This is a genomic window from Picosynechococcus sp. PCC 7003 (genome assembly GCF_001693255.1).
Lineage (GTDB): Bacteria > Cyanobacteriota > Cyanobacteriia > Cyanobacteriales > MRBY01 > MRBY01.
In genome coordinates this window covers 2,515,207-2,539,450 of record NZ_CP016474.1, presented here as the reverse complement: position 1 = coordinate 2,539,450, position 24,244 = coordinate 2,515,207, and the positions used below count along the sequence as shown (strand labels likewise).

General features: G+C 51.3%; 20 protein-coding genes. 10 read left to right on the top strand and 10 right to left on the bottom strand.

The genetic code is table 11. From position 1 onward, the window contains the following. The gene (carB, locus tag AWQ21_RS12050; protein ID WP_065714743.1) at positions 1–3,273 is read left to right on the top strand and encodes a carbamoyl-phosphate synthase large subunit; all 3,273 of its coding nucleotides are present in this window, start codon (positions 1–3) and stop codon (positions 3,271–3,273) included. Between the two features lie 185 nt (positions 3,274–3,458). Beyond that, positions 3,459–4,643, top strand: a complete 1,185-nt coding sequence (gene alr / locus AWQ21_RS12045) for an alanine racemase (RefSeq protein ID WP_065714742.1) — start codon at positions 3,459–3,461, stop codon at positions 4,641–4,643. Positions 4,644–4,665: 22 nt separating this feature from the next. Here alr and AWQ21_RS12040 read toward each other — a convergent pair whose 3' ends face one another. Next, positions 4,666–6,369: a transglutaminase domain-containing protein gene (locus tag AWQ21_RS12040; protein ID WP_232314969.1), complete on the bottom strand. Its 1,704-nt coding sequence runs from the start codon at positions 6,367–6,369 to the stop codon at positions 4,666–4,668. 87 nt (positions 6,370–6,456) lie between these two features. On the opposite strand from AWQ21_RS12040, the gene yqeK reads away from it, so the two are divergent. Continuing rightward, positions 6,457–7,065, top strand: coding sequence for a bis(5'-nucleosyl)-tetraphosphatase (symmetrical) YqeK (gene yqeK / locus AWQ21_RS12035; protein ID WP_065714741.1), 609 nt, complete (start codon positions 6,457–6,459; stop codon positions 7,063–7,065). A gap of 27 nt (positions 7,066–7,092) precedes the next feature. On the opposite strand, the gene AWQ21_RS12030 is transcribed toward yqeK, so the two are convergent. Both AWQ21_RS12030 and AWQ21_RS12025 read right to left on the bottom strand, forming a co-directional pair. Beyond that, the gene (locus AWQ21_RS12030) at positions 7,093–7,611 is read right to left on the bottom strand and encodes a phosphate-starvation-inducible PsiE family protein (protein WP_065714740.1); all 519 of its coding nucleotides are present in this window, start codon (positions 7,609–7,611) and stop codon (positions 7,093–7,095) included. A 204-nt stretch (positions 7,612–7,815) separates the two neighbouring features. Continuing rightward, on the bottom strand, positions 7,816–8,139 hold the full coding sequence (locus AWQ21_RS12025) for a Mo-dependent nitrogenase C-terminal domain-containing protein (RefSeq protein ID WP_065714739.1): 324 nt from the start codon (positions 8,137–8,139) through the stop codon (positions 7,816–7,818). A gap of 196 nt (positions 8,140–8,335) precedes the next feature. Between AWQ21_RS12025 and AWQ21_RS12020 the strand changes: the two genes are divergently transcribed. Together AWQ21_RS12020 and AWQ21_RS12015 are read left to right on the top strand one after the other, a co-directional pair. Beyond that, the gene (locus AWQ21_RS12020; RefSeq protein ID WP_083998019.1) at positions 8,336–9,628 is read left to right on the top strand and encodes a pitrilysin family protein; all 1,293 of its coding nucleotides are present in this window, start codon (positions 8,336–8,338) and stop codon (positions 9,626–9,628) included. Next, on the top strand, positions 9,629–10,171 hold the full coding sequence (locus AWQ21_RS12015; RefSeq protein ID WP_065714738.1) for a pyridoxamine 5'-phosphate oxidase family protein: 543 nt from the start codon (positions 9,629–9,631) through the stop codon (positions 10,169–10,171). On the opposite strand, the gene AWQ21_RS12010 is transcribed toward AWQ21_RS12015, so the two are convergent. Then, complete coding sequence (locus tag AWQ21_RS12010; RefSeq protein WP_065714737.1) at positions 10,156–10,581, bottom strand: secondary thiamine-phosphate synthase enzyme YjbQ; 426 nt, start codon at positions 10,579–10,581, stop codon at positions 10,156–10,158. The two genes, AWQ21_RS12015 and AWQ21_RS12010, sit on opposite strands and share 16 nt — an antisense overlap. Before the next feature lie 69 nt (positions 10,582–10,650). On the opposite strand from AWQ21_RS12010, the gene AWQ21_RS12005 reads away from it, so the two are divergent. Beyond that, the gene (locus tag AWQ21_RS12005) at positions 10,651–11,163 is read left to right on the top strand and encodes a gamma carbonic anhydrase family protein (protein WP_065714736.1); all 513 of its coding nucleotides are present in this window, start codon (positions 10,651–10,653) and stop codon (positions 11,161–11,163) included. Here AWQ21_RS12005 and AWQ21_RS12000 read toward each other — a convergent pair. From AWQ21_RS12000 to AWQ21_RS11980, 5 genes are all read right to left on the bottom strand, one after another. After that, positions 11,127–11,549, bottom strand: a complete 423-nt coding sequence (locus AWQ21_RS12000; RefSeq protein WP_065714735.1) for a Fur family transcriptional regulator — start codon at positions 11,547–11,549, stop codon at positions 11,127–11,129. The two genes, AWQ21_RS12005 and AWQ21_RS12000, sit on opposite strands and share 37 nt — an antisense overlap. Beyond that, positions 11,549–12,376, bottom strand: a complete 828-nt coding sequence (locus AWQ21_RS11995) for a metal ABC transporter permease (protein ID WP_065714734.1) — start codon at positions 12,374–12,376, stop codon at positions 11,549–11,551. Before AWQ21_RS11995 ends, AWQ21_RS12000 begins: the two co-directional genes overlap by 1 nt. Beyond that, positions 12,369–13,172, bottom strand: coding sequence for a metal ABC transporter ATP-binding protein (locus AWQ21_RS11990; protein ID WP_065714733.1), 804 nt, complete (start codon positions 13,170–13,172; stop codon positions 12,369–12,371). Before AWQ21_RS11990 ends, AWQ21_RS11995 begins: the two co-directional genes overlap by 8 nt. A 4-nt stretch (positions 13,173–13,176) precedes the next feature. Beyond that, positions 13,177–14,112, bottom strand: coding sequence for a metal ABC transporter solute-binding protein, Zn/Mn family (locus tag AWQ21_RS11985; RefSeq protein WP_065715335.1), 936 nt, complete (start codon positions 14,110–14,112; stop codon positions 13,177–13,179). Positions 14,113–14,232: 120 nt separating this feature from the next. Then, entirely contained in the window at positions 14,233–14,847 is a 615-nt protein-coding gene (locus AWQ21_RS11980) for a class I SAM-dependent methyltransferase (protein ID WP_065714732.1), read from the bottom strand. 389 nt (positions 14,848–15,236) lie between these two features. Between AWQ21_RS11980 and AWQ21_RS11975 the strand changes: the two genes are divergently transcribed. The 3 genes from AWQ21_RS11975 (at position 15,237) to carA (ending at position 21,728) form a co-directional block, all read left to right on the top strand. Next, positions 15,237–15,905: a hypothetical protein gene (locus AWQ21_RS11975; protein WP_065714731.1), complete on the top strand. Its 669-nt coding sequence runs from the start codon at positions 15,237–15,239 to the stop codon at positions 15,903–15,905. A gap of 230 nt (positions 15,906–16,135) precedes the next feature. Then, positions 16,136–20,413 (top strand): PAS domain S-box protein, encoded by a 4,278-nt coding sequence (locus AWQ21_RS11970; RefSeq protein ID WP_065714730.1) that lies wholly within the window; start codon positions 16,136–16,138, stop codon positions 20,411–20,413. 172 nt (positions 20,414–20,585) lie between these two features. Beyond that, positions 20,586–21,728 (top strand): glutamine-hydrolyzing carbamoyl-phosphate synthase small subunit, encoded by a 1,143-nt coding sequence (gene carA, locus AWQ21_RS11965; protein ID WP_065714729.1) that lies wholly within the window; start codon positions 20,586–20,588, stop codon positions 21,726–21,728. Between the two features lie 13 nt (positions 21,729–21,741). Here the strand turns inward: carA and dprA are convergent, their stop codons facing one another. Continuing rightward, the gene (gene dprA, locus AWQ21_RS11960) at positions 21,742–22,887 is read right to left on the bottom strand and encodes a DNA-processing protein DprA (protein ID WP_065714728.1); all 1,146 of its coding nucleotides are present in this window, start codon (positions 22,885–22,887) and stop codon (positions 21,742–21,744) included. 107 nt (positions 22,888–22,994) lie between these two features. Between dprA and AWQ21_RS11955 the strand changes: the two genes are divergently transcribed. Then, positions 22,995–24,086 (top strand): Fe(3+) ABC transporter substrate-binding protein, encoded by a 1,092-nt coding sequence (locus tag AWQ21_RS11955; RefSeq protein ID WP_065714727.1) that lies wholly within the window; start codon positions 22,995–22,997, stop codon positions 24,084–24,086. Positions 24,087–24,244: the final 158 nt, after the last annotated feature.

Here is a 24,244-nt window from a genome sequence, read left to right as displayed (position 1 = left end):
ATGCCTCGCCGCGACGATATCAAAAAAATTCTGATCCTTGGTTCTGGCCCGATTGTGATTGGACAAGCCTGTGAGTTTGACTACTCCGGCACCCAATCCTGTAAGGCTTTGCGGGAGGAAGGCTATGAAGTGGTCTTGGTCAACTCTAACCCGGCCACCATTATGACGGATCCAGAAACCGCCGACCGCACCTACATTGAGCCGATCACCCCCGAAATTGTCGCCAAAGTCATCGAAAAAGAACGGCCCGATGCCCTCCTCCCCACCATGGGCGGCCAAACTGCCTTAAACACAGCGGTCTCCCTGGCGAAAAATGGCACCCTCGAAAAATTCAACGTCGAGTTGATTGGCGCCAAACTAGAGGCGATCGAAATGGCCGAGGATCGCAACCTCTTCAAAGAAGCGATGGCGCGGATCGGTGTGCCTGTCTGTCCTTCTGGCATTGCGAGCACGATGGAAGAAGCACGGGAAGTCGCCATTGAAATCGGCAGTTACCCCTTAATTATTCGTCCCGCCTTCACCATGGGCGGTAGTGGCGGTGGGATCGCCTATAACCAAGAAGAATACGAAAAAATCTGTAAATCTGGTTTAGAAGCCTCCCCCGTGTCCCAGATCCTTGTGGAAAAATCCCTCCTCGGTTGGAAAGAATATGAACTGGAGGTAATGCGGGATCTCGCCGATAACGTGGTAATTATTTGTTCCATTGAAAATATTGACCCAATGGGGGTGCACACGGGCGACTCAATTACCGTGGCTCCAGCCCAAACGTTAACGGATAAAGAATACCAACGGCTACGGGATTATTCCCTGAAAATTATCCGCGAAATCGGCGTGGAAACAGGCGGCTCGAACATTCAGTTTTCGGTGAACCCGTTGAACGGCGAAGTGATTGTCATCGAGATGAACCCCCGGGTGTCCCGTTCCTCGGCCTTGGCTTCTAAGGCAACGGGTTTCCCGATCGCCAAATTTGCAGCAAAACTGGCAGTGGGCTACACCCTAGACGAAATTCCAAACGATATCACCAAGCAAACGCCAGCCTCCTTTGAGCCGACCATCGACTATGTAGTGACAAAGATCCCCCGGTTTGCCTTTGAGAAATTCCCCGGTTCTTCTCCGGTGCTGACTACCCAGATGAAATCCGTTGGGGAAGCGATGGCGATTGGGCGAACCTTCCAAGAGTCTTTCCAGAAGGCATTACGTTCCCTCGAAACTGGCCGCTATGGTTTTGGTTGCGCTCCGCAAAGCGGCTCCGGAGGAGAACGCCAAGAAACCCTCCCCAGCCTCAGCCATGTTTCGACGAGTTTACGAACTCCCAACCCTGACCGGATTTTCACCATTTATCAGGCATTAAAACTGGGGATGACTGTCGAAGAAATTCACGATCTGACGGCGATCGATATCTGGTTCCTCGACAAGATGGCGGAATTGCTGGTCACGGAACGCTTTATGAAACAGACCCCCCTGACGGAAATTTCGGCAGCGGATATGCGGGTGATTAAGCAACAGGGCTTCAGCGATCGCCAAATTGCCTACGCCACCAAAACCAACGAAGATGCGGTGCGAGCTTACCGGAAATCCCTCGGTGTCGTTCCCGTGTATAAACTGGTCGATACCTGTGCGGCGGAATTTGAAGCCTTTACCCCCTACTACTATTCCACCTACGACGGTACGGAATCGGAAGTTGTCCCCTCCGATAAGCGCAAGGTGATGATTCTCGGTGGCGGCCCCAACCGCATTGGTCAGGGGATTGAGTTTGACTATTGCTGCTGCCATGCCGCTTTTTCGCTGAGTGATGCGGGCTTCGAAACGATCATGGTCAACTCCAACCCCGAAACCGTCTCCACCGACTACGACACCAGCGATCGCCTCTACTTTGAACCCCTCACCAAAGAAGACGTACTGAACATTATCGAAGCCGAAAACCCAGAAGGCGTGATCATCCAATTCGGCGGACAAACCCCGCTAAAACTAGCCGTCCCCCTCGAAAACTACCTCAGCGCTGGCGATTGCCCCGTCCAAACCAAGATTTGGGGAACCCAACCCGATGCCATCGACACCGCCGAAGATCGCGAACGCTTTGAAAAAATCCTCCATGACCTCGGCATTCTCCAACCCGCCAACGGCATTGCCCGCGACTACAAAGAAGCCGAAAAAATTGCTAATCGCGTCGGTTATCCCGTGGTGGTACGTCCCTCCTACGTCCTTGGCGGTCGGGCGATGGAAATCGTCTATTCCGACGCAGAACTTGAACATTACATGAAGTACGCCGTACAGGTGGAACCCGATCACCCGATCCTCGTCGATAAATTCCTCGAAAATGCGATCGAAGTGGATGTCGATGCCCTCTGTGACCACACCGGAAAAGTTGTGATCGGCGGCATTATGGAACACATCGAAGAAGCAGGGATCCACTCCGGCGACTCCGCCTGTTCCATTCCCCACACCTCCTTAGCTGATGACGTGATCAATACGATCCGCGAGTGGACAGTTAAACTCGCCCAAACCCTAAAGGTTGTCGGCTTGATGAATATTCAATATGCCGTTAAGGACAACCAAGTGTATATCCTCGAAGCCAACCCCAGGGCTTCCCGAACTGTGCCCTTTGTGTCTAAGGCCACTGGAAGGCCCCTGGCGAAAATTGCCTCCCTGGTAATGTCCGGTAAAACCCTCGATGAATTGGGGGTTGATGAAGAAATTATTCCCAAACATATTGCTGTTAAGGAAGCCGTTTTACCCTTCAATAAATTTGAAGGAACCGACACCCTCCTCGGTCCCGAAATGCGCTCCACGGGCGAGGTGATGGGCATCGATGTTGATTTCGGGAAGGCCTTTGCCAAAGCAGAAATTGGCGCAGGGGTTGAATTGGCAACGGAAGGCACCATTTTCGTTTCGATGAACGACCGTAGCAAAGAAGCCGCTGTTCCTGTGGTGAAAGACCTCATCGATCTGGGCTTCCGCATCGTGGCAACCTCTGGCACCCGCAAAGTGCTGCTAGAGAACGGTATCGAAGATGTGGAATTGGTACTAAAGCTCCATGAAGGGCGGCCCAACGTGGTTGATTGGATGAAAAATGGCTGGATTCAATTCATTATTAACACTCCCTCTGGGGAAGAATCCCAAGCGGATGGTCGGATGATTCGCCGCACGGCCCTCGATTACAAACTGCCGATTATTACCACCTTGGCAGGGGCAAGAGCCACGGTGGCGGCGATTCGTTCTCTCCAAGAACATCCCCTCGATGTAAAACCGCTCCAGGAATACATCAACGCTTAACGTTCCAGTGCTAGATCTCGGTCGCCTCTTGAATAGTGAGGGGCGATTTTTTGTACTCTTGTTTGGAGAAATCAGCCTGTTTCTATGAAGCATAATTGCTGCGTTTGTGGCCCCAAAATGCAAGCCTAGACTCTACACTCGATAAAATAAGCAAAAAATTTTCGTAGAAATTGGAGCGATCGCCTGTGTTAGATGGAGAACAGCTATCCTACATCGTGTCCCAAGCGTGCCGTCATTATCAGTTTTCTAAAGCGATTCGCCAACGGGCCTGGGTAGAAATTGACCATCAAGCGCTGGCGGACAATATTCGTGCCCTGAGGGGAATTCTCGCGCCCCAAACGGCATTGATGGCAGTGGTCAAAGCCGATGCCTATGGCCATGGTGCGGTTAAGGTTGCCGAAACGGTACTCAATGCGGGGGCCACTTGGTTGGCGATCGCCACCCTAGGCGAAGGGGTCGAACTGCGCGAAGCTGGGATTACTGCACCGATCCTCATTTTGGGAGCCACTAACACCACCGAAGAAATTGAGGCGATCGCCCATTGGGATTTGCAGCCCACCCTCTGTAACTTGTCCCAAGTGGCCATTTTCAACGACACCCTCGCCCGCCTAGGAAAAGACCTTTCTGTGCATCTCAAAATTGACACTGGTATGTCCCGTCTCGGCACCCGCTGGGAGGAAGCCCTGCCCTTCGTTGAAGCAGTTCACCAAGCCCCTAAGCTAAACATCGCTAGTATCTATTCCCACTTTGCCACCGCCGACGATCCAGACCCCACGACGATGGATCAGCAACACCAACGCTTCCAAGAGGCGATCGCCAAGCTCGAACAACGGGGAATACCAATCCCAAAGCTACATATTGGTAATTCCGCCGCCACCCTCCACAGCCGCGATCTCCACTATGATCTGGTGCGCCTGGGCCTCTCTATCTATGGTGTTTATCCTGCACCCCACCTCAGCCCCAAAGTCCGCCTCAAACCCGTGCTCCAGGTCAAGGCCCGCATCACCCAGCTGAAAACCTTGCCCCCCGATACCGGCGTTAGCTACGGCCACCGCTTTATTACTACCACAGAAACAAAAACGGCTGTGGTGGGTATTGGTTATGCCGATGGCGTGCCCCGTCGCCTTTCAAATCAATTGAAAGTCTTGGTTAATGGTGCCTTTGCGCCCCAAATTGGGGCGATTACGATGGATCAACTGATGCTCGATGTTAGCCATCTCCCGGACGTACAAGTCGGTGATGTCGTAACGCTCATTGGCACAGATAACGACCAGCAGCTAACCGTTGACCAATGGGCAAATCAGTTGGGGACGATTTCTTGGGAAATTCTCTGTGGTTTCAAGCATCGCCTACCCCGGATCAACCTCTAAAACTAGACGGTGTTCCTCAACATCAAGGTTGCAATTCCTCAAGAATCGTAAATCGCACATGGTTTAGGGCCAGATCTCCCAGGGAGACTTGCTCCTTCGGGACGATTTCCCCCTGGCGATACAGTTTTTCAAAGGGAACACCCTTCGCCATTTCTGCATGGTACCAAGCGAGTCCCATGAAAAAGCGGGCTGGGTATGGCCCCCCCTCACAGAGATCATCGGGGTTCGATTCCATGGGTAGCCAACCATAACCCGGTAGATAAAATTCCATCCAGACATGGTTGTAATCGGGTTGGAGGGGCAAATTTCTCAGGTGGGCATGGGCCGGACATTTGTAGCGACCCACCGTCCGGCTGGCGATGCCATTGAGGCGAGACAAAGCCAAGAGCACACCTAAATATTCACCGCAGGAGCCAACCCCCCGCCGGAGGGCGATATCCGGGGTGTCGATGTGGGGCTTAATGCCATAGGAGAGACGGTCATAGACATAATTGCGGATGTTGTACATTTGGCGGAGGAGGTTCGTTTCACTACCCACGGCATCGGTCGCGGCCCGTTGGATAATCTCTGTTTCCATGGCCAAGTTTTCGTTATCCACTAGGTATTGTGCCTGGAGTGCTTCTGGAATTGGTTCTAGGTTTTCGCAGTCCCGCGGCACAAATTGATATTTAATGCCCCACACCTTGAGAATGGCCCGCCACCCAAAAATATGGCGATGTCGGTCATTGAGTTGGTCAAATTTAAAGACGGCGATCTTTTGGCCTTCTTTTTCTTCAATGGTAAAGGGGAGGCCGACGGGTTCAATGCTAACCACTTGTTGGCGATCGGTTTCGGCGGGGAGGGCAATTTTCCATTCGAGATCCTGCAATTCAACGGGATCGAGGGGCGATAGTTCTTCGACATAGCTCATCTCCAAAAGAAAGCCATTGGAGAGGGCGTATTTTGCTTCTGGGTCGTAGCGGAAATAGAGGGGATGCAGAAAAGTAACGTCGCGGTATTGGAGTTCGTAGTTGGGGTCGGCGTTGGGGTTATCACGAATGTAGGGTTCCTGGGAGGCATAGGCGACATAGAGAATGTCGGCGTCACCTTCAGGATTGGGATAAAACGTTAGGCCCGTGGGGGATTCGAAGGGGGTCAGCAGACTGAATTTTACTTCGCCAGTGGCCCGCTCTAGGCAATAAACGGTTTGTTCGAGGCTATCGGAAACCCAGAGATCTTCGCCGCGAATCACGAGGTTTTCCACGCCAATACCAGGGGCATAGAGGCTGGTAATGGAGCGGCCATTGGTGGCGTCATAGATAAAAATTTCGCCCCGTTTTTGGCAGGAAACATAAAGGCTATTGCCAGAAATTGCGACGCCATTGACGGTATCGGGAAATCGGGTAAAGAGTTCGGGATTCCATTGGCTGTCGGTCATGGCACATTTGTAAAGGCGATCGCCACTGGTAAACCACAGAATCTCGTTTTGGATCGCAAGGCCCGTCGCCCCGATAAAAGCTGACCAAGTGCGGAAGTTGATAATTTGTGTCGCATCAGTATGGGGATCGATCCGCATCAGGTAGCCATTAATATTTTCAATGGCCCAAAAATAGCCGTCGTGGAACGCCACACCGTGGAGGGCATAGGTTGAAATGGGGCGAATGGTGCGGTGGTTTGTCGGGGTGGCAGTACTCAAAATCCCAATTTCCGGTCGTAGGTTGTATTCTTCACTAGGATTATCACCCATGAAACTCCTTTCGTTATCGTTTTAGTCAGGGAGATTTAAGGGGTTTTGTACAAAGATCTTGATGTTTCGTCGGAGGAGTGGGGCTGTATGACGCTGGATCGTGGCCCGGTGATCAGTTGGTTACAAGATAATGTTTCTCGCCATCGTATAGAGCATATCCTGGGGGTGGAACAGATGGCCCAAGCCTTAGCCAAACGCCATGGAGTAGACTCCGAGCAAGCGGCCCAGGCGGGATTGTTACATGATCTAGCCAAGTTTTTTCCGCCGCCCAAATTGCTGCAAATCGCCCGACAGCACGGTTTAGAGATTGATCCGATTTGTGCCCAGGTGCCCCACCTACTCCATGCAGATGTGAGTGCGATTGTGGCGCGGACGGAGTTTGGAATTCGGGATGAGCAGATCTTAAAGGCGATCACCAACCACACCCTTGGGCACCCTGGCATGGATCAATTAAGCTGCATTATTTTCGTCGCCGATGCCCTCGAACCCGGTCGGGGTGACAGCAAAAAACTGCAAAAACTGCGGCAATTAAGCGAAAAAAATCTTGATCAGGCCGTGGCGGGGGTCTGTGATTATATGTTGAAACATCTGATTAAACAGCACAAAATCATCCATCCCCGGATGATCTTGACCCGCAATTGGGCCTTGCGAACTAGAGAAACAAAAGGCGATCGCACCGGGGAATCAATTACCTAAACCCGGTGCTGCCGATAAAACATTTCTCTAGGAAACCAGCGTGTGATTCTCTTTTTCTTGGGGATGACGCCGAGAACGGTGCCGCTGCGAGACGACTTGCTCTGGATCAATCCCATCAAAGGTGGGCGGCAACCAAACGCGAATGACTAACAGCGCCCCTAAGACCAAGAGAAAGATACAAGCGACCAAAACCTGCGTCCAAGGCGTGTCTAAAACACCGCGCACAATAATTTCCCGGAGCACAGAAACAATCGACACTTCCACCGCCACACCGATAGAAACCCGGTGCTCTTGGAGGTAGATAATGAGCAGACGAAACAGCTCTACCAGAATCAGGAGAAAGAGAATATCAGAAGTAACCGTCTGAAATTGCAGCGGCGGCAACAGCGAAAGCACCATCTCCCGCAATTGCAAAACCATAAAGCTAAACAGCCCAACACACAGGCCAATCACAATCAGATCCTGAACCGTTTCTAACAACCGCACAACATATTTGCTATTGAGCCAGCGGTACCAAGGTAGGGAGATGGTTTGAGGCGTTTTCATTGGCATTAAATTAATGAAGGACTACGTTGCTGGATAAACCCGCATCAATGGGGCAGTGCGGCGAATAGAGGAATACATTTTGATCTGTTCCAGTTTGATGAATTGCCTTTGTGGCCAATCGCTGGAAACACTGGTTCGATTCATCATAGAGATTAAGCCTAGGGTCGAGCCTGAGAAAATCTACAATTTAGCCAGCCTAAAGCACTAGCAATACCGACAGGCTTCACTCGGACATTTTTCGGCGAGGTAGCAAAGGGCTCTAAATCGTAGGCCGATGACTTCTTCGTAAAGGGGATTAAGCTTACAAAGCGGCGGAATTTTAAAGTGAATCAAACCAGCTAACGAAATTTCTTGGGCAAAGGGGCACTGGGCTGGCACCAGTTGGCAAATCAGCCGCGCGCGATCTGGATCACAAATCTCTAGGCCATTGAGCCATTGACGGAGGGGTTGGAGCAGATCGATAGGCGTCGTAGAACGAAAGCGCGGTTGTTGATTTTTTAGGGAACGCCGGAAAGAGAAAATAATCATGGCAGCTATTGTTGGAGAAAAACCTTGTTCTCCTACAGTCTAGTAATAAGATCAAAAAATATAAACACCTCAACAATATCAATTTTATTTATGTTTGATAATGCCTGCTTAACTGAAGCCTGTATGGAGAGCGTCGTACAAAAAGTTGTTGTTTAGCTAAGTTCACGTTCCTTTAAGCCCTAGAAAAGAAGCAGTTATGATGGGGGTAAGTTTCGCTTCGGTTATCCCCTTGCCCTACTCTCTCCAACCCGATCCGGTGCAATTGTTTACGCTCCCCAATGGCCTCCAGGTGGTGCACCAATACCTGCCGGGGACGCCTGTGGTTGCCACCGATATATGGGTCAAAGCAGGGGCGATCGCCGAGCCGCCAGAATGGGAAGGAATGGCTCATTTTTTAGAGCACATGATCTTTAAGGGGTCTCACCAAGTCTGCCCCGGTGAGTTCGATCAAATTGTCGAAACCTGTGGTGGGCTGAGTAATGCTGCCACCAGCTACGATTATGCCCATTTTTACCTCAGCACTACGGGCGATCGCCTACCAGAAACCCTGCCCTACCTGAGTGATATTTTACGTAACGCCACCATTCCCGACGCCGAATTTATCCGGGAACGCCAGGTGGTGCTCGAAGAGATTAGTATCAGCCAAGATGATCCCGACTGGCTCGCCTTCCAAGCCTTGAGCCGTCTTCTGTACGAAAATCATCCCTATGGCCGCTCGATTTTGGGCAATGCCGAACAACTGTGTGGCTATACCCCCAACCAGATGCGCTGTTTTCACCGGACCCATTATCAACCCCAAAACTTGATCATTAGCATGGTGGGGAATATTCAAGCAGACCAAGCCCTAGCGCTGATCGAAACCAACTTTAGTGATTTTCAGGTGCCCTCTGAATGTCCCCCCTTTGAGGTAGAGGCAGAACCCCCTCTGATCGAAGTTCGCCGCGATGAAATTCAAGTGCCCAATGTGGAAATGGCCCGCTTAATCTTTGGTTGGTTGGGGACGGGGGTCGAGCAATTTAGCGATGCGGTGGGTCTGGATCTTCTGTCGGTGATCTTGGCGGGGACAACTTCCGCTTGGCTGGTGCAAGAGCTGCGGGAAAAACGCCAGTGGGTCTTAGATATTAACAGTGGTTTTTCTTTGCAACGGGACTCTAGTTTGTTCACGATTCAGGCTTGGCTCGATGCAGACCATTTAGACGACGTAGAACAGGTAATTGGCGATCGCCTCGCGGATCTGCAGACCCAATGTGTGACGGAAGATGAACTACGCCGGGCGAAACGCATGTTGTGTAATGAGCATATTTTTTCGACGGAAAGCGCGAGTCAGTTGGCCGGGCTCTACGGCTATTATCAAACCCTCGGTAACCTTGATTATGCCCACCACTATCCCCAGATCGTGGAAACCTTTACGATTGAATCGCTCCAGCGTTTAGTGCGACAATATCTATCCCCGGAACACTACGGTATCGTCACTTTAACCAGTACCTAAATGGCACAACTCGCAACCGCAGCAAACGGCTGGGTGGATACAACAAAAGCCACCGATCCAGAGGCGATCGCCCTCGTCAAAGAGTTACTCGAAACACAAATTTATTGCAGCCTCAGCACCTGTTCCCCGGCTGGATTGCCCTGGAGTAGCCCGTTGCTCTTTGTGTGGGATCAGGGTTTAAACCTTTATTGGTCATCGGCGATCGCCGCCCAACATTCCCAGAATTTATCCCAGAATGAAGGCCGGGCCATGGCCACAGTTTATGATGCCAGTCGCATTAAAGCCGCCTTTTTTGCAGGAAAAGCCACAGAATTCACCGCCTTAGAACCCCTACGGCAAGTTTTAAGCCGATTCGACCAACGCGCCCAACGACCGACACCCAGGCAAGCAGCAGATTATCTCGGCGACTCCCCGCGTCGAATGTACCAATTCACCGTGGAGCAAGCTTGGGTCAGTGGCGATCGCCTGTTATCCCAAGGGCAACTGATCGACACCAAAATCCAGTTGGATCTCGACGGCCTCAAGGCTTATTTTTCCCCGTAAATATGCACCACCACTTCCCTGGTGTGGCGATAACTGCGGTGCTCCCAAAGATAAATGCCCTGCCAAGTCCCTAACACCAAGCGGCCATTGGCAATGGGAATTTGTTCAGCGGTTTTGGTCAGCACCGAACGAATGTGGGCAGGCATATCATCGGGGCCTTCGGCGCTATGGATATAGGAACGGCCATCCTCTGGCACCAATTTCGCCATGAAATTTTCCAAATCCAGCAACACATCTGGATCCGCATTTTCTTGAATAATTAACGATGCCGAAGTGTGGCGCACAAATACGACGCATAATCCCATTTTAATGCCCGATTCAGCCACATAGGACTCGATTTTGGCCGTAATTTTGTGGAGAGATTTCCCTTGGGTTTGAATTTGTAAGGCCCGTTGATGTTGGTGCAGCATAAAAAATGTTATCGAGATGACAGTGGCTCCCTCATCCTAGAATGAAAGAAACCCTCGCCCAAGTCTGTTATGTCTACCTGGTCAAATATTTCCCTTGCAACCCCTGATTTTAGTCAAGCGGCCTTTGTGGCCCCCAATGCGACCGTGATCGGCAATGTCAGCCTCGCAGAGGGCGCGAGTGTTTGGTACGGAGCAGTAGTGCGGGGCGATTTAGAAGCAATTCAGATTGGCGCTTTCAGTAATGTCCAGGATGGGGCTGTGATCCACGGCGATCCGGGCAAACAAACGGTGCTTGAAGATTACGTCACCATCGGTCATAAAGCAGTGATCCACAGTGCCCACATTGAACAAGGCTGTCTGATCGGTATTGGGGCAATTGTTTTAGATGGGGTGCGGGTTGGCGCGGGCAGTATTATCGGTGCTGGTTGTGTCGTCACAAAGGATCTCCCAGGGCGATCGCTAATGGTGGGGATTCCTGCCAAACGCTTAAAAGAAGTCAGCGATACCCAAGCGGCAGAATTAATTGACCATGCCAAAGCCTATTATCAGTTGGCGTTAAAACATTCAGAATTATCGGCCTGAGTCTGGCAGTCGGCGCAGAGACCAAAGAATTCGAGGGTGTGGTAGTAGACCTTGAATTTCTGGGTTTGACACCAGTCGGTAATTTTCTGACTAATGGGACAAACATCGAGGGGATAAGATTGGCCGCAGTTGACGCAGTTTAAATGGTGGTGGTGATGCTCGGCCATGCCAATTTTGCTATAAAAAGATTCTCCTTCTGGGGTGACCCGCTCTTGGATTTTGCCCTCAACTTTCAGTAATTTTAGGGCGCGATAAACGGTGGCCAAGCCAATTTTTAGGCCCGTTTGCTGCATCTCGAAATGGAGATTTTGGGCGCTGGTTTCGGTCTCTTTAGCTTCGATGAGCTGGAGAATGGTGCGTTGGTTTTTGGTGAGTTTTTTGGACATTAGGCTTCTGGTTGGGTGGTTTGGCGATCGCCGTAGGCTTTGAGTCCGAGGCTCAGGAGATAGGCAATCCCTGAAACTAGGATAATCGTTGCCCCCGAAGTCAGATTAAAGCGATACGAGAGCCAGAGGCCCGTCGTCGTAAAGCTAATCCCTAACAGACTGGCTAAACCCATCATGGCGGTAATTTTTTTCTGCCATTGGCTGGCGATCGCCGCCGGAATCGTCAACAGGGCAATCACCATAATCAAACCGACGATTTGCATCACCATCACCACCGTCAGGGCAATTAAACCCACGAGGACGAGGTACAGACTGCGCACGGGCAAATTTCGGGTGGTGGCAAATACTGGGTCAAAGGAAATGGCGAGGAGTTCTTTGTAAAGCAAGGCAATGAGGGCGATAATCACGCAGTCAACCCCAAACATCAGCCACAGATCTGACCGGGGCACCGCCAAAATACTGCCAAATAAATAACTCTCTAGACCTGCTTTGTAACCCTCGGTAAAGTCGATCAAAATAATGCCGATGGCCATGCCGATCGCCCACATCACACCAATGAGGGTATCACCCCGTTGCTTGGTTTGTTGTTCAACCCAGCCCATCCCCAGGGCAGAGATCAAGCCAAAGGCGATCGCCCCCCAGATGGGATTAAATTGAAAGAAATAACCCAGACCAATGCCACCATAGGCAGCGTGGGCAATGCCCCCACTAATGAAAACAATACGGTTAACAACGACGAACGTCCCAATAATGCCACAGGCAATACTGACGAGGATTCCCGCCATTAGGGCATTTTGCATAAAGTCGAACTGGAGGGCGTCAAGCATGGTCGCAGGCGTCAGAATGGTGGTGTGCTGGAGAAAGAGAGCCATCACTATGATCGGGAAAAACCCGGTGGGGGATGCCGTGGGCAATGAGATCCACGGGGCATTGGTAGGTTTCTTCGATCATGGTGGGGGTGATCAAGCGATCATGATGATAATGCAAGCGGCGGTTTAGGCAGCCTACGGTTTTTACATAGGAAGAGATGGCCCCCAGGTCATGGGAAATCATCATAATCGTCATGAATTGATTAAGCTCTTTGAGCAATTCGTAAATGCTGTTTTGCACATGGGAATCCACGTTGGCGGTGGGTTCATCGAGGAGAAGAATTTTCGGTTCTGAAGCCAAGGCCCGCGCAATGTAAACCCGCTGCCTTTCTCCCCCGGAAAGTTCACCAATGGGGCGATCGCCTTTGTCCGCCATGCCCACTTGGACGAGGGAACGCTGGACAATTTCCCGGTCTTTGCGGTTGTAGCGGTGGAATAATTTCCGTTTACCCAAGCGTCCCATACTCACCACATCCCGGACTTGGATTGGGAAATCCCGGTCGAGTTCTAGGAGCTGGGGCACATAACCAATGTAACGGCGACCTTGGGTGACGGGGCGATCTAAAATTCTGACCGTTCCCCGTTGGGGTTGCACCAAACCCAGTAGTACCTTCAGCAGGGTGGTTTTTCCACCACCATTGGGGCCAATCAGACCAATAAAATCCAGGGCCTGTACCTGTAGATTAATGTCTTCGAGGACAGAGGTTTTTGGGTAGCCTGCCCAGACCTGTTGGAGGGAAATCACTGTTTCCATAGGTTTACTCCGTGGGGTTGGGGCGACTGGCTTGGATAAATTCATCGGTCATGGCCAACATATTTTCTGACCAGTTAGGGGCGAGGGGATCGAGGGGGACTACCTCAGCGTTAATCTCCTGGGCGATCGCCTCGGCAGCTTGGATATTAAATTGATATTGTACGAAGATGGTACGAATTTGCTTTTCCTGGGCAATTTTGACAAGCTCGGCCAATTCAGCGGCACTGGGTTCTTGACCTTCCACTTCAATGGAAAGTTGCTCGAGACCATAGTCGTTGGCAAAATAGCCCCAGGCAGGGTGGAAGACCAAAAAGGTGCGATTTTCTAGGGGCGCTAACCGTTCCCGGATGGTTTGGTCGAGTTGATCGAGTTCTACTAAAAACTGATTGAGATTATTGGCATAGATGGTTTCACCGTCGGGGTCGAGTTGGACAAGCAGTTGATAAATGCTTTCGGCCTGTTGTTTTACCCGTTGGGGAGAGAGCCAAATGTGGGGATCCAGTAGTTCGCCTTCGTGGTCATGATTGTGGTCGTGGCTGTGGTCATCATCGCCATGGTGATGGTGATCGGCGAGGGGTAATTTTTCGATACCCTCGGAGGTATCTAACCAAGTCATATTTCCGTTGGCGGAGCGGAGGCGATCGCCCCACACCTCCTCAAAGAAAATCCCAATGCCAACGTAGGCATCAGCATCGCTGAGATCTTTCAACTGCTGCGGTTTGGGCTCATAACTTTCCGCTTCCATCCCTGGCCCCACCAAGGTCGAAACCTGAACGCGATCGCCGCCAATTTTTTCGACGAAATACTGCTGGGGTAAGACGCTGACGGTAATCTTTAGGGGTTCCTGCTGGGGGGTCGTTGCTTCTGGGGTTACAGGGCTAGAAGTGGACGTTTCCGTCTGGGTGGCGGGGTCTGTGCCACAACCGAAGAGGAGCCCCAGACAGCTTAGGGCCGCGAGGGAGAAAGTTATTGGCGATCGCACGTTCGTTTCTCGCTTTTCTTGAAATGATAATCGTTCTTATTTTAAGGGAAAGGCGATCGCTCCGTAAACCCCCAAATGCTAGGGAGCCAATTTCGCCATGGTGAGATAGCCACCGATGCGGGGTAAAGCCGGTAAATAAAATTCCTTGAGGGTTTCCACCTGAAAGCCCGCTGCCGTAAGGAGAGAAGCCATCGGTCGGTTCAAGTTACAGCCACCGCCGCAACAGTTCATGACGCCATTTAGCCGATGTTGCCACTGGGCGATCGCCCCGTCCGGACTTAAGCCATGTTCTAGGGTCAAAAAATAGCCATCTTTTTTCAGCACACGGCGAATTTCCCGGAGCACTTGGGTCGGTTCTTGCACCGTACACAGGGTAAAAGTGCTCACCACCGTATCAAAATAGCGGTCTTCAAAAGGCAGCGCCTCCCCCCGCAGGCCGTGCCACTCGACCCGTAAACCCGATTGACGAATCCGCGCCTCGACCCGTTTTTGTAACATTCTCTCCGGCTCCACAACTTGCAATGTTTCCACCGCTGTCGGGTAATGGGGGAGATTTGCCCCGGTGCCGAAGCCAATTTCTAGGACGTTGCCCTGGGCCGCCTGGAGTAACTTCTGCCGTTGTTGGGCGATCGCCTGGCGGTGCATCACATAATCCAGCAGGGAAGGGAGGATGAACTGATTGTAAATATGCATATTTTTTTCGTAGCCTTGGCCACATCCCCATTATTCTATTGCTGGGTGGGGCGAGCAGTCAGTATCTTTACTTAAGAGAAATTCGCGTTTTTGATAATGCAATCATTAAGGATATGAATAATATGACTTTTTGAAAATTAAGAAAATTCACGCCCTTAATCCCAACATTTCCATTGTAGAGATTTAAGAAAACGTTTAGTTTTCGAGTCATCCACCGCTAAAGTGTTTATTTTTTAAAATGTAAATTAAGTTCTATAATTCTAAAACTCCACTGTCTTAAAATGTAGACATCTCAAACCAAGCAAAACAGCATTATCTATTCCCCATCGATTTCTTCCAGCAGGCCTTAAGTGTCAGGCCCATGACCACTGCATCTAGACCCGATACCTATGGAAACTCTTATTCAAACCCTCATCCAGGCTGGGCTTTTAAGTGATACCCAGGCCCAAGTGGTGCGATATGACCAAGAGTTGCATCCAGACATGTCCCTTGGCGAAATTCTCTCGCTCCGGGGTTGGGCCGTCGAAGAAACCATTGATTTTTTTGAACTGCTTTGGGAGATGCGCCACGCCCAGCCCGAACGAAAAAATATTGGTCAATACCTCCTGGAAGCCCATTTAATTGATGAAGAACAGCTAGAAGATATTCTGACAGCCCAAAAACACGATGCCTGGGGACATTCCCTGCGCTTCGGGGAAATCGCGGTATTAAAGGGTTATGTCAATCAGCATACGATTCATTTTTTCATTGAACATCTCTTTCCGGATCAGTTGCATGCCACCAACAAGAACCCCTTTGCCCGAACGTCCTTGGCATCTCGTCCTAGAGAAAAGTCGACGCCGTCCCACAACACAGCGACATCAAAAGAAACCCTACCCCAAAAACCAGCAAAACAGAAATCCACCAAGCCCCCCAAAAAACCGTTGAACCGTCAGGTGGCTAAAAAAACAAATCCCCAGCTAAAACCAGCGAGAAAACCGGCCTTTAATCCAGATGAAGCCTTTGCGACCAGTTTTGATTTGATGAATGCTGAAGACTTTGACCCAAAACAGCTTTGAATCAGTCTCTATGTCAACCCCAAAATTAGAACATGGCGAGAGATTGCTAAATTCCGTAATGGTTGTGTGAGTAAAACGTTAGCAAAGGTTACGATCAAGTTGATTTTTCTGGAAACGAATGGTTGAGTTTGGGATGAGTACAGCGTCCGAAAGCGCGATCTCATTAGTGGCAATCGTCAAAGTGCTTGTTTGTCAGCCAACCCTAGCCCAGAAATCACGAGCTACACCGCATGGTCAATGTTCCAGTGAACTTTGCTGCCTTAAAGGCCCAAATTATTGATCCGAGTCGAGTACCAACTTTCCCACCGACGACGGCGATCGCCGATCTGTTGCCTGGGTTTCGACCGTGGACAGTTCCCCAATGTGTTGGGTTGCAGATGGTGGCTCCTTGTGTGCCGATTGTGCAGGAAGAGCAATTGCAGGGTTTGATTTCTCCCCAAACGGTCTTGAAGCTGATTACTGAGGATGTTGATTTAAGGCAGACCCTGGCCCAGGAGGTGATGACGGCTCCCCCCAAGGCGATCGCCCTAGCAGATCTAGAACATCCGTGGCTGGGCCTCAACCGCATGCACCAAGAGCACCAAGATCTCCTGCCGGTACAGGGAGAAAATGGGTTTTGGCTTGGTTTCGTGGAACGCCTTTCCCTCCAGCGTCTTCTGTGGTCGGAGCCCCTCCTGCAAATGCGACAAGTCCAGGATGTGATGGTGACGGATCTGGCCTTGATGCCTTCCCATAGCAGCCTGTTGATGGCCGCCCATCGTTTACACCAAAAACAACAGTCTCTCCTGATGGTCATGGAGAAAGCCAGTGCCATGACTGCCCCTTTATCGAATGGGTTGTGGGCTGTGACCCTCTGGGACGTTTTGCGGGGCTATGGTAAGGGAAAAGATGGGCTCACAACGGCGATCGCCACGGAGGGTAGCCATGATTTCCAGCGGGTCAAACCCACGGACTCTCTCTGGTCAGTGGCGGCCCATTTAGTCGAAACCAACAGTAGTTGGGCCGCTGTGGTTGATGACGAAGAACAGCTACTGGGGAAGGTGACTTGGCGCGGAATTTTGCAAGTTTTAGATCCCGTTGCCCTCCATTGGCAAACCCATAGCCTCCAACAACGTTTGCACCAAGTGGCCCGGCGTCCCCAAAGGGCGATCGCCCAGGTTGCTACCCTAGAACCCCACCCTAAAGGATTGCCCCAACGGGTGCTCTTGATCGAGGGTCTCGCCACTGAATCGGTGATTTTACAGCATCTGTTGCAGCCGCCCCTGGGCAGCAACCTAACCTTTCAAGTGACCCAGGTAGACAGTCTGTCTCAGGCGATCGCCCAATTAAATACTGACACCTACGATCTGATTATTTTTGATGTCAACATTGTCCCCTCTGGCAAATTAGAGGCGTTTATGCGCCTACAAGACAGCGCGGGCCAACGACCGATTTTGTTGCTCACCGATGATCGCCAGGCCGATATCCAACTGGCCCACCAATGCATCGAGTTGGGGGCCCAAGATTATCTCCTGCGGAGTCTGTGTGCGGGGGAATCCCAAACGGAACGGGAAATTTTGATGCGTTCGGTGCGCTATGTCCTCGAAACCGAAGGGGCTAAGCGTTCCCTCCAGCGGCAGGATCAACAACTGCAGCATTTAAGTCAACGGCTCAAGGCAGAAAAGACCGCTAAACAGGCGATCGCCCAACAACTGAAGCTGACCGATGTCCAGATGAAAGCTCTGTTTGAAGCGATCACCGACATTGTCTTTGTGATTAATCCCCAAACCTGGGAGATCAAGCCGGTGACAGCTCCCCAGAACAATCATTGCGGTGGCCTTTTAGACTTTTGCCAAGGAACCTACCAGTTTTTACAAGCGCACCAGGCCCGCCTCATACCGTACCTCCAGCAGGCGATCGCCAAAGGAACTCCCTCAGACAATGAACCTTTGTCAGGGGAATGGGTTAAATATGAATATTCCCTGCAGCCGGAGCCTCACCTTGCACCAGTGTGGTTTGTTGCTAAAATCGTCGCCATTAATCAACAGCAAGTGATTTGGGCCGCCCACGATGTCACCCCCTTCAAACTCTCCCAACAAAAGCTGATCACTGATCAAGAAAACCTCACAACGATCATCCAAGAACGCACCAGGGAACTTAAAGCCCTCAATGCAACCCTCAACGCCGAAATCCAACAGCGGAAGCACACGGAAATAGAACTCCGCCAAGAACAGGACTTTCTCGAAACCCTCTTTGATCTCACCCCCGCCCTATTTATGGTGCTAAACCAGGAGGGGCGCGTTATTCGGTTTAACCCCGCCTGTGAAAAGCTCACGGGCTATCAATTTGCCGAGGTGGCCCACCAGTACCTCTGGGATCTGTTGTTTTGGGAGCGCCATGATATCACGGAGATTGTCCAGGAGTTTCAGCTGCTCCTCCAGCAAAAAAAGCCCCGTACCTATGAAGTAGCTTGGCGTGCTAAATCTGGTAAGTTACACCACCTGCGTTGGTCCCATGGTGTTCTTTTAGATAAACAAGGGAACGTCCATTATGTGATCGCGACGGGGATGGATATGAGCGATCGCCAAGCCTTTGAAACGACTCTCAAAACCCTCAACCAAGAGCTAGAATCCCGGGTGGAGCAGCGCACCCAAGTGCTAGAACACATCGAACAAAACCTGCGGCGTCAGTTGGCGGCGGTGGATGCGGCGGTAGATGCGATCGCCATTTTGCAGCGGGAAGAATTTATCTCAGTTAATCCCGCCTTTTTAGAACTGTTTGACTACCCCCACCGCTTGAGCTTGACGGGACATTCCTGGAAAGAAGTGCTGTTTGCCCCCAGTGAGCAAAAACGCCTAGAAAAAGACATTCTCCCCCGCCTCAATCGCCATAAATCTTGGCAAGGGGAGGCGATCGCCCAACGGCAAAATGGTCAGACCTTCATGCAAGAGATTTCCCTGACCATCACCAGTGACGGCGACTACATTTGCGTCTGTCGAGACATTACCGCCCGGAATCGCGCCGCCCTAAAAATCCGCGAAACCGAAGCCCTCCTCCGTTCCCAATATCGCAATTTTCCGATTCCCACCTATACCTGGCAACACCGTCAGGGAAACTTTTATCTCATTGACTATAACAGTGCCGCCGAGATTGCCAATGACGGCTCCCTCCAGGGTTTTCTCCGTTGTCCAAGCCATGTTGTTTATGGTGCCGAGCACGCGATCCACCGGAATATTCGCCGTTGTTTCGACTTTAAAACGACCTTTGAAGAAGAGCTACAAATCCCCTCTCCAGATAACCCTGAGGCATTCCAACGCTATTTCATTGCCACCTACATCTACATCCAGCCGGATTTGGTCATGGTACACACCCAAGATCTCACGGAGCGCAAACGAGCCGAACGGGATCTACAGCAGAGCCAAACCTTTTTGCGGCTGGTCATCGATAACAATCCCAATTTAATTTTTGTCAAAGATCAAGATGGCTATTTCTTGTTGGTAAACCAGGCGATGGCGAATTTCTATGGCACCACGGTGACGGAATTAGTCGGGAAACGAGAATGTGATCTACATCCCAACTCTGAGGAAGCAGACTGTTTTCTTCAGGCGGATCAGCAGGTGCTCCAGGAACAAAAAACCGTGGTCATTGACGAGGCCAAGGCGACGGATTTCCTGGGGGCAACCCGTTATTTTCGGACGGTGAAGCTGCCCCTCCAACTCCCTGGCGATCGCCTCCAATATCAAGTTTTGGGAGTAGCCTCAGAAATCACCCAACAGCGTCGTGCCAAACAAGAGTTAGAAAAAGCCCTCCTCCAGGAGCGAGAACTCAATCACCTCAAAACCCGCTTCATTGATACTGCCTCCCATGAATTCCGCACGCCCCTAACGGTAATCCTCGGTGCGGCCCAAATCCTCAGTGCTTACCACGACCATCTCCCCGAAGCGCGGCGATCGCAATATCTCAACAACATCGAAGACAGCGTGATGCGACTACGGCAACTGATTGATGATCTGCTGACCATGAGTCGCCTCGAAGCCGGAAAACTCGATTGCCAACGTCAAGCGGTGGATATTGTGGCCCTCTGCCAAGATCTCATTGCCGACCTTAAAATTGGTATCGGTAAGCAGCATCATTTCAACCTTGAGACCACCGGGGCGATCGCCTCTCCCCTCGCCCTCGACCCCAATCTGTTGCAACATATCCTGAATAATCTCCTCGGTAACGCCTGTAAATATTCAGCCCCCGGCACCACCGTGACTGTCCAGTTATGCAGCAGTGCCGCACAGTTGACCTTGACTATCATCGATCAAGGCGTCGGCATTTCCCCAGAAGACCAACCCCATATTTTCGAATCTTTCTACCGGGCCAGTAATACCCAAAATATCCCCGGCACCGGTCTCGGCCTCAACATCGTCAAAGAATATGTGCAACTCCATGGCGGCCAGATCGAACTCACAAGCCAACTGGGTAAAGGCAGTCAGTTTACGGTGACAATTCCCCTCGGCGAGAACGGCATTGAAACGTCCTGAAATCGAGTAAGCTTCCCAAATCTTCTACATCGATCCAGTGCCAACCGGGAGAGTAGAGAGCCTAAGGTCAAGAAAAATTAACGGCGATCGCCCCTGGGAGCGGTAGAGAAGGGAACGGATCAAGTAAGATTGAGCAGCAGAAGTTACGCATATATCGAAGGTCAATCCGCCCATGTCTCTTGTGAAAGCAAAACCCGCCCTCCTTGTTTTAGCCGATGGCACCACTTACCACGGACGGTCATTTGGCGCGACAGGTACCACCTTTGGGGAAGTCGTTTTTAATACAGGCATGACGGGCTACCAAGAAGTCCTCACTGATCCCAGTTATCGTGGCCAGATCGTGACTTTCACCTATCCTGAGCTGGGTAATACCGGCGTAACTCCTGAGGATGAAGAATCCAGCCGTCCCCAAGTGAAAGGGGCGATCGCCCGTAACATTGCCCCCCGACCCAGTAACTGGCGTTCGACCCAAGCCCTACCGGACTACCTCAAAGAACACCAAGTCGTGGGTATCTATGGCATTGATACGCGAGATCTAACCCGTCGCCTGCGGGTATCTGGGGCGATGAATGGTGCTATTTCCACAGAAATCCTTGACCCCGAAGAACTCCTCCGCCAACTCCAAGACATTCCCTCTATGGAAGGCCAAAACCTCGTCAAGGATGTCACCACCGATAGCGTTTACGAATGGACGGAAATTACCGATCACCATTGGGAATTTAGCAATGGTGCAACCCAAACCCAGGCACTCACCGTCGTTGCCATTGACTTTGGCGTCAAGCGCAATATTCTGCGCCGTTTGGCGAGCTATGGCTGTCGGGTGATCGTTGTTCCGGCCAATACCCCCGCTGAAAAAATCCTTGAATATAACCCCGATGGGATTTTCCTTTCCAATGGCCCTGGAGACCCGGCCGCAGTCACCGAAGGCATCGCCACAGTGAAAGAAATTCTCAAGGCCGAAAAACCCACCTTTGGTATCTGTATGGGACACCAAATTCTCGGGCTTTCTTTAGGAGCAGAGACCTTTAAGCTCAAATTTGGGCACCGGGGCTTAAATCAACCCGCTGGTCTCAAGCAAAAACAGATTGAAATTACCAGTCAAAATCATGGGTTTGCGATCACCGAAGCATCCCTCGGTGAAGATGTCGCCATTACCCACCTCAACCTCAATGACCGCACCGTTGCCGGACTAGAACATAAAACCTTGCCTTTCTTCTCGGTGCAGTATCACCCCGAGGCTAGCCCCGGCCCCCACGATGCCGACTACCTCTTTGAGAAATTTGTGCGCACGATGAAGGCCCACAAAAATAAATAGATAAAGATCTGCGCTAAAGGCGACGGTACCGCATCCCTGGCAGTTGGGTAATCAATCCTTCGAGTTCCCATTGCAACAGGGTGGCCGAAACCTGATCCGCTCCCATGCCAGACTGGACAACGATTAAATCAAAGGCCGTGGGTTCAGGGGCGATCGCCTGCCAAAGGGGAAGTAACTCTGGGGCAATTTGACGAAAATCTGTGCTGGGTTGAGGGGGCGGCTCAACCGTCGGCGCTGTGAATGGCAAACTGAGTTGAGGGGAAGCTTCATCCAATTGGGGCAATCCCCCCAATTCTTCGATCAGTTGCGTTTCTCCTAGGATCATGCCGGCCCCCCGCCGAATCAAGTCCAAACAACCCGTGGCCGCTTGCTGTTCGGGGGAATTGGGCAGGGCATAAACCTCGCGGTTAAAATCCATCGCGTAGTGGGCCGTAATCAGGGAACCAGAACGACTGGGCGCTTCCATCACCAGGGTAGCCCTGGTCAACCCGGCAATAATGCGGTTTCGAGCAGGGAAATGGCTCCGGTCGGGTCTCGTCCCTGCCGGATATTCACTCAAAATTAAGCCCTGGGCCAGAATCTCGTTGTACAAATTACGGTGGCTGGCCGGATAAATTTGATCAATGCCAGTGCCTAACACGGCGATGGTGCGTCCCCCAGTCTGGAGACAAGCGCTATGGGCAATGCCATCCACTCCCTGGGCCATGCCCGACACAATGGAAAATCCCACCTGGGCGAGGGCCTTGCTAATCCGTCCGGTCCAGCGTTTGCCGTGCTCCGAAGGATGTCTAGTGCCCACCATGGCGATCGCCGGAATTTGACCCTGATTTTCTAACAGCTTGACTTGGCCTTGGTAATAGAGCAGCGGTGGCGGACTGGGAATTTCTAACAATAACTTTGGGTACTCTGGATCCGCTGGCGTCCAAAATTGCGGGTTTTTCTCAAGGTGCTCATGGTAAAGCCGCTCTGGATCCAAAGGCGATCGCCCAGCCAGGATCAGGCGAATCAACTTATCCCCTAAGCCATCCACTGCCCCTAATTCCTGCCCAGAAGCCTTCCAGGCCCGTTCCATGGAACCGAAACCGTGCCAAATTTTTTTGAGGCGACTTGGGCCGATCCCCTTGATTTGTGACCAGGCCACCCAGTAATACTGTTCCATCTTGATGACTAATTTACTTAAAAAACAAAAATGTATTGAGAAGAAGTTGCAGTAGCTGCTAAAATCACCATTACCTTGATAACATCATCTCTCAATTACAACGCTTTATGAAATCCCGTTCCCTGTCCCTCTGTGGACTTTTTCTTGGCTTGGCGATCGCCACCGGTTGCACCCCAACCACCGATAACAATGATTCCACCGACACAACCCCTGATCCCGGTACCCCCTCCACCGAAGCAACCGGCGAAGTTAACCTCTACTCTTCACGGCACTACGACAGCGACGCAGAACTATACGAAGCATTTTCCGAAGCCACCGGCATTCAGGTCAATCTCATTGAAGGCAGTGACGACGAACTCCTAGAACGGATTAGAACCGAGGGAGAAAATAGCCCCGCCGATGTCCTGATTACCGTAGACGTGGCGAGACTTTGGCGTGCCCAACAGGATGGCCTACTGCAACCCATAGAATCCGAAGTGCTGACTAGTGCCATTCCCGAAAACCTGCGCAGTAGCGACAATACTTGGTTTGGTCTGACAAAACGGGCGCGAATTATCGTGTACAACACCGAAACCGTTGATCCCACTGAACTGTCTACCTACGAAGACCTCGCTGATCCGAAATGGGAAGGTCGAGTGTGTATCCGTAGCTCCAGCAATACCTATAACCAGTCCCTCGTGGCCGCGAAAATTGTCGAAAAAGGCGCTGAAGCGACCGAAGAATGGGTACAAGGTTTAGTTGCGAACTTTGCCCGTGAGCCGGAAGGGAACGACACTGCCCAAATTCAAGCTGTTGCTTCCGGTGAGTGTGGTGTCGCCCTGGTTAATAGCTACTACGTCGCCCGTCTGCGCGCCTCTGAAGATCCCCAAGATCAAGAGATTGTGGCCAATATCGGCGCATTTTTCCCGAACCAAAACGCAGGTGAAGGCGGTACTCACATCAACATCAGTGGGGCTGGCATTATCGCCAATGCACCGAACGTTGAGGAGGCCCAAGAATTTCTAGAGTTTATGGTGACCCCAGAAGCCCAGGAAATTTTCGCCAACAATAACAATGAATACCCTGTGGTAGATAGCGTTGCCCCCAATGACGTGGTGGCCGAGTTCGGTGACTGGACCGCTTCGGATCTACCCCTCGAAAGTTTTGGTGAAAAAAATGCGGAAGCCGTTATGTTAATGGACCGCGCTGGCTGGAAGTAAATTTCTCCTTCAGGAGTTACGCAATCAAACGAAATAGCCCCGTGTCCATGCTGCCTTTTTAGTGGGGATCTCGGTATTTCAGGATGCAATTAAATCGCCGTAACTCCTGATCCAAGATAGGGGATTTGCCCTAGTGAAAATTACGGCCAATAACCTGA

Bases quoted from the DNA above. Each gene is read 5' to 3' on its own strand.
- AWQ21_RS12040 (WP_232314969.1), bottom strand. From the start codon at position 6,369: ATGGGTGATAATCCTAGTGAAGAATACAACCTACGACCGGAAATTGGG.
- AWQ21_RS11975 (WP_065714731.1), top strand. From the start codon at position 15,237: ATGGAAACTCTTATTCAAACCCTCATCCAGGCTGGGCTTTTAAGTGAT.
- AWQ21_RS12005 (WP_065714736.1), top strand. From the start codon at position 10,651: ATGTCTACCTGGTCAAATATTTCCCTTGCAACCCCTGATTTTAGTCAA.
- AWQ21_RS12000 (WP_065714735.1), bottom strand. From the start codon at position 11,549: ATGTCCAAAAAACTCACCAAAAACCAACGCACCATTCTCCAGCTCATC.
- AWQ21_RS12030 (WP_065714740.1), bottom strand. From the start codon at position 7,611: ATGAAAACGCCTCAAACCATCTCCCTACCTTGGTACCGCTGGCTCAAT.
- AWQ21_RS11980 (WP_065714732.1), bottom strand. From the start codon at position 14,847: ATGCATATTTACAATCAGTTCATCCTCCCTTCCCTGCTGGATTATGTG.
- carA (WP_065714729.1), top strand. From the start codon at position 20,586: ATGTCTCTTGTGAAAGCAAAACCCGCCCTCCTTGTTTTAGCCGATGGC.
- AWQ21_RS11995 (WP_065714734.1), bottom strand. From the start codon at position 12,376: ATGCTTGACGCCCTCCAGTTCGACTTTATGCAAAATGCCCTAATGGCG.
- carB (WP_065714743.1), top strand. From the start codon at position 1: ATGCCTCGCCGCGACGATATCAAAAAAATTCTGATCCTTGGTTCTGGC.
- AWQ21_RS11990 (WP_065714733.1), bottom strand. From the start codon at position 13,172: ATGGAAACAGTGATTTCCCTCCAACAGGTCTGGGCAGGCTACCCAAAA.
- AWQ21_RS11955 (WP_065714727.1), top strand. From the start codon at position 22,995: ATGAAATCCCGTTCCCTGTCCCTCTGTGGACTTTTTCTTGGCTTGGCG.
- AWQ21_RS12010 (WP_065714737.1), bottom strand. From the start codon at position 10,581: ATGCTGCACCAACATCAACGGGCCTTACAAATTCAAACCCAAGGGAAA.
- AWQ21_RS11970 (WP_065714730.1), top strand. From the start codon at position 16,136: ATGGTCAATGTTCCAGTGAACTTTGCTGCCTTAAAGGCCCAAATTATT.
- AWQ21_RS12020 (WP_083998019.1), top strand. From the start codon at position 8,336: ATGATGGGGGTAAGTTTCGCTTCGGTTATCCCCTTGCCCTACTCTCTC.
- yqeK (WP_065714741.1), top strand. From the start codon at position 6,457: ATGACGCTGGATCGTGGCCCGGTGATCAGTTGGTTACAAGATAATGTT.
- AWQ21_RS12015 (WP_065714738.1), top strand. From the start codon at position 9,629: ATGGCACAACTCGCAACCGCAGCAAACGGCTGGGTGGATACAACAAAA.
- AWQ21_RS12025 (WP_065714739.1), bottom strand. From the start codon at position 8,139: ATGATTATTTTCTCTTTCCGGCGTTCCCTAAAAAATCAACAACCGCGC.
- dprA (WP_065714728.1), bottom strand. From the start codon at position 22,887: ATGGAACAGTATTACTGGGTGGCCTGGTCACAAATCAAGGGGATCGGC.